This window comes from Bacillus cereus group sp. BfR-BA-01492 (assembly GCF_022662815.1).
Classification (GTDB): Bacteria; Bacillota; Bacilli; order Bacillales; family Bacillaceae_G; genus Bacillus_A; species Bacillus_A cereus_BD.
The window spans coordinates 1-5,442 of sequence record NZ_JAKUEH010000035.1; the positions used below are offsets into that span (position 1 = coordinate 1).

Genomic DNA, 5,442 nt, shown 5'->3' on the forward strand with positions numbered 1-5,442 from the left:
CCTTTTGTACATCATGACAAATACTATATTAAAACTTACGAGTTTGTACGAGTTCGTTAGTTTAATATACATTCCATGTGTTTATATTCATCACCCATTAAAATGTCATCTTGCCTAAGCTCGTACTTTATTTTCTATTCTATCATTGCACACAGTACTCCATGACGGTACAACCATCATGGAGTACTTACTTTCAAACACTTATTTCTTTTTCTAAAACACTAACCTTTATTCTGCTGAAGGATTATAATCAACCTCTACATTTTTTAGTCCTTCTATTACTTTATTTATTCTTCTCGATAAGTCTTTTATTTCTTCTAATGTTAATTCATCTCCTGCTTCTTGTGGATTAAACATGCTTAATCTCTTTGTTATACCTTCAATGCGCCCAACAAAAACTTTCTCATGGCCGATTGCAATTTCTCCAATAGCAGTATCAACAATAACATCTTCTATCTTACCTAAGTTATCAAATTCATCCGCTAGTTTTGCTATAGCATACCTATATCCCCTGTCTTCATCTAACAACTCTTCATATGTCTCCTGAATCGCATCAAATAATTCATTATACTCCCAGTCTTTCATTAGTCTTCCCCTCCAAAAAAATTAAGTTTAAGGAATAATTCTATTACCATTGTTGTGTATGACTTCTAATTCAATATTTTTATATTTAGCAGCAAACTCTGCTATGACTTTACTGCAACTGTCGCAAGTATCCAATTCTGTAAATAACTTAATTTTCCCAGTAGCTTGTGTATTCTCTCCAAGCCTAGAAGCAATATCATTTAGTATTTTATACTCCGTATCTGTATTCCTTAAATAACTCTCTCCCTCTTTACCAACTGCTTCTGTAGCTTTAAACATTGGATTTTCAGGTTGTAAAGAAATATCAGGCACCTTATGCTCAAGATTTCCTTTGAGTTCATTTATGCTACTTTGAGCATAAAATTCAGATTTACTTATCCCACTGACATCCACTTCTGCAACAGCAAAATTACCAGATTTCTTATACCTACTTGTTAAATTCCCTCTTAGTTCTTTCACTCTATCAATTATATGTGCTTCTGTTACTGAATCTATTTGTCTCGTTGGATACACTTTTCCCTTACCCTATGTTGTAATCTTAAACCCTCACAATAAAAAAGCAAACCATGTAAACCTTATTAAACTACTTCTTTTTCTTCTACTATCGGCAATTCATATGCCGTTTTATATTTCATCATGCCATATACAATGTTTACAAGCCTTCTCATAATACATACCAATGCTTGTCCTTTTGTTTTTCCTTCTTTAAGCTTCTTTTGATAGTACGCATGAAACACTGGATTTCGTGGCATCTTACTGCCTTTTGCTACTTGCACTTGCTGTACTGCTAAATTATAAAATAAAGCGTGTAGCGCCCTGTTTCCTTGTTTGCTTTTGTGTGTCTTACCTTTCCCACCAGAACCAAAGTAAACAGGCGCAATCCCCGCAAATCTTGCTAATTTGTTTGCATTTGAAAATCTTCTTACATCTCCAATTTCTGCAATTAATGCTGATGCCGTCACAAGTTCTATTCCCGGCATCGTCTCTAATTGATAATCTAGTAAATTTACTAACTGTTTTAATTCTTTTTCGATGTATTTCATTTCCTGCTTTTTAAACTCAATGTCCCGTACAATACTTCTTACTAAAAAGTCTCGTATTTCTTGATATTCCTTCATTGTATGTCCATCTTCTTTTACAAGTTTTAATATGTCGCTTGCTTTCTTTACCGAACATGTATTGTTGCTAACATCTAATAAAAAAGCTGTTAATCGCTTTATATTCGTCCCCTCTAAACAAGAGGGTGACGGATATTGCTGCCAAAATGCTAATGCTGTTTTTCCATCTAACTCTGAGAAAAACTTTTTATAACTTGGATAATGGTGGTTTAATTGAATATGTAATTGGTTCTTTAACGCACTTTGTGCTTTTACTAATGCATTCCTTCTTGAAACCAATTGTTGTATCGACCAAAATAAATCGTTTGGCTTTGCATCTGGCAATTGATTAAATTTGTTTACCAATATGCGTGCCACACATTCCGCATCCCAACTATCATTTTTTTGTATCATCACTTGGCTCTTTCGTTCTAAAAATGATAAAGCTGGATTTACTTCTTTCACTACTTGTTCATGATCTACTAAATATTTCGCTAACGCTCTTCCGTAACCACCAACATCTTCTAAACCAAATACAACTGATAAACCATTACTCACATATGTCTCTACTTCTAATAAAAACTCCGAAAATGTCGATGGTTTATTCTCAAATTGTATTTCTCCTAATTTCTCTTGCCAACAATTAATTATAACAGCCGTATGATGCTCCTTATGTAAATCTACTCCTACATACAAATAGTTCTGCCTATTATGCATAACTCATCCCTCTATTCAATAATTTAGTCATATACAAAAATGTCGGCAACCTTAGTTCGAGCGTACATCTTTCGATGCGCATAGGTACGCAAGCCTATCCATTTTTCATAACTCTAGTAGTATGTATAGTAAAATGAGCTAATTTTTTAAGTGAGTTTATAAAATAATTGCTGCATGTTCTCCTTTTGTTTGTATTTTCCCGTATTTATACATGCCACGATAAAAATTCTCTCTATCTAACATGCGTTTTACTTGTACTTTCGTAAATTGTTTACCTTTCGCTGTGCAGTAGCCTTCTACATTCAATTGTTCTGCTAATTGGTTAAGTGACCAATGTTTAAAAATTTGTCTTAACTCAAATAGTCTACGTACAACAACTGCTTTCCTAGCATCTACTTCTAACACCTTTTGTCCTTTTTTGGCCTTGTAGCCAAAAAGTACGCCACCACCTGCATATCCACCTCGTTCAGCCTTCTTCTTTCTACCTCTACTTAACTTCAATGCAATTTCAAGTCGTTGATATTGATCTAATAGTTCTAACATGCCATTCACTAAAAAGTCATTTGGATCATGTGTGTAAATACTATAGCTTGATTGTTCAATTGCCTTCACATCTACTTTATGTTTCTTTAGTTCTCGTTGTATTAATACTTTCGCCATATCAGAGCGCCACAATCGTGATGTATTCAAAACAACAACATAGCTTACTTGTTTATACGCCATATCGGACAATAGCTCTTGTAGTCCATCACGTTCAACTGTTAATCCCTCTTCATCAACAGTCGCTCCGCTTAACCCTCTATCTTCATACATACGAAGTAATTCTAAATTATTTTCGTTACAGTAACGTTCAATCTCTTCTACTTGATACGCTAAACTATACCCATCACGTACTTGTCCTTCCGTTGAAACTCGTACGTAACCAACTACTTTCTCTCCCATTATAAATTCCCTCCCGTTACAGTAATTTTAGTCCCTGTAACGTTTACCTGTTTTTTGCGGATAACGTGTTCATAACGTAAATCCGTTAAAACGTACTTTACGATGACTTCAAAACATAATACAACCCTTAATTTTTAAAATAATTTTTTCTCTAGTAATGTCGTACACTGTACGACGCCACTACAATCTATAAAATTTAACACTTAATACACTTATAAAATTATACGTTTACCAACTTATTTCTACGCTAAAATGCAAAAAAGCACTTGTTGCCATAATTGACAATCAAGTGCTTTAAGTTCATATGTTTTTAAGTAGCATTAATTTTGTAAGTTTTGTAGCACAAGTATGACGCCTTTTACATATCGCGACAAGTGTTACGTTAAAATTTACGAGTTTGTACGAGTTCGTTAGTTTAATGTACATTCCATGTGTTTATATTCATCGCCATGTAAAATGTCATCTCGCCTAAGCTCGTACTTCGTTTTCTATTCTATCATTGCACACAGTACTCCATGACGGTACAACCATCATGAAGTGCGTACTTCAAAATGACCTTTTCTTTTTTGTACACTTCAACTATCCCTTAATTCTATCAGCCCATATATTCCGAATGAATAAAAAAACAATTTTATTGTCTCTATAAAAATAAACTTCGAAGTTTAAAGTACAACGTCCTGATAACCTACCTCAGTTACTTCACCTTTCACAAAACAAAGGCCTAATCCATTTTCCATATCCCATGTACAGTCAAACGTAAGTCCGATATCAAGAAAGTCGATAAGGTCATTATCTGGAACAAAAATTCCAACTAAGGTTATTTTTTCAAGAATTTGAGTAGCTGTTTCTATTAAAGGATAATTTTCGTTAAATTCAACATCGTAACCAAGTTCATATCTTTTTTGTTTATAATAATCTAATATAGGCTCCAAAATACTTTGTTGTAATTGTTGCCATCTTTCTATTAAAAAATTATATGCCATATATTGTTCTTCCTCAAACTGACCATCATCTTCTCCCCTGACTATTAATGCCACCTTAACTTCGTTCCCAAAAAACTCAATGTTTTTATATCCAATCCAATCATAATTATTAAACTCAAGTTCGCCAAAAACTGCATCATTTATTTTCATTATATATCTCTCCTTTATTGTTTACTAGCAAATCCATCTGGCATAAACGCTCCTGCATTGATTTCACCTACTCCACCAAGATGTCCAAATTTACTGTTTATCTCTGTCGGTACAAGTTGCACTGTCTTTACATCATTCAATTCATGCCAAGTTAACTTGTGTGCACGTCGATATTTCTCTATTTGCTTCCATGTAATTTCACCAGATTCCATCCCAAACTTACGTGCTAATTCAGGAGAATTATTCAATTGCTCAGCCAATTTTTCATCTGCTTGAGTGAAATTAAGACGTCTTGCTGCGGATCCATTTCCACCAGTGCCGCCTACCATATGATTGATTTCTACCTGTGCTTTTGATACTGGTGAAAAATCAGGAACTCCATTTTTATATTGAATACCCTTTATACCAGCCTCATCTAATATGCTTTTCAATTTAGGGTCTGGTGGCGGCTTAAGCGTACTTAAAGATTCTCCCCTAATTCCTTCAAATTCAATCTTTGGATTAATCTGTGCAGGTGTTTGATTAATCCTTGATTCATACGAACTAGCAAAATCAGTTTGTCTAAAAGCAGGTGGAACTTCAACCTCTCTATTACCAGTACCCTTAACAACCTTCTCCCCAGTACTTTTCACATACTGATACGCATCCTTTAGAGAATACTGTCCCATCTCTCGGACAGTTCCTACTCCTGGCATTACATATGCTTTTCCTACACCAGGGATCCATTTGTACTCCAGTAATGTTTTTACTGCGTGCTGGATCTTTTCATTCCCCTGCAAGAAGGTTGTTTTTACGGTTGTGGCACCTTTGTTCCATAGGCTTCCGATTTTGTCGGCAAATCCTTTTGCTGTGGAGGCTACAAAGTTTACACCCTCTTTTACTTTGTGGGTAGCTGTTTTTATACCATCGACGGCTGCTTTTCCAGCTTTCCCAGCCACCATTGTTATTCCTTCGCCTAACCCTTTTCC

6 protein-coding genes are annotated in these 5,442 nt (G+C 34.8%); all 6 read right to left on the reverse strand.

Features of this window, described 5'->3' with window-relative positions; translation table 11 throughout:
• Positions 1 to 228 precede the first annotated feature (228 nt).
• The gene (locus MR063_RS21240; protein WP_000656074.1) at positions 229 to 585 is read right to left on the reverse strand and encodes an Imm3 family immunity protein; all 357 of its coding nucleotides are present in this window, start codon (positions 583 to 585) and stop codon (positions 229 to 231) included.
• Between the two features lie 27 nt (positions 586 to 612).
• On the reverse strand, positions 613 to 1,044 hold the full coding sequence (locus tag MR063_RS21245) for a deaminase domain-containing protein (RefSeq protein ID WP_242201291.1): 432 nt from the start codon (positions 1,042 to 1,044) through the stop codon (positions 613 to 615).
• Positions 1,045 to 1,163: 119 nt separating this feature from the next.
• Positions 1,164 to 2,399 carry an IS110 family RNA-guided transposase gene (locus MR063_RS21250; protein ID WP_242201293.1) on the reverse strand — a complete coding sequence of 412 codons (1,236 nt, stop codon included), beginning with the start codon at positions 2,397 to 2,399 and terminating at the stop codon, positions 1,164 to 1,166.
• A 156-nt stretch (positions 2,400 to 2,555) separates the two neighbouring features.
• A complete protein-coding gene (locus MR063_RS21255; RefSeq protein ID WP_071759432.1) occupies positions 2,556 to 3,341 on the reverse strand; it encodes a recombinase family protein in 786 nt (261 codons plus the stop codon).
• Between the two features lie 662 nt (positions 3,342 to 4,003).
• Entirely contained in the window at positions 4,004 to 4,474 is a 471-nt protein-coding gene (locus tag MR063_RS21260) for a DUF6985 domain-containing protein (RefSeq protein ID WP_071759431.1), read from the reverse strand.
• 14 nt (positions 4,475 to 4,488) lie between these two features.
• Positions 4,489 to 5,442: HNH endonuclease (locus tag MR063_RS21265; protein WP_242201295.1), on the reverse strand; the 954-nt coding region annotated here is incomplete at its 5' end.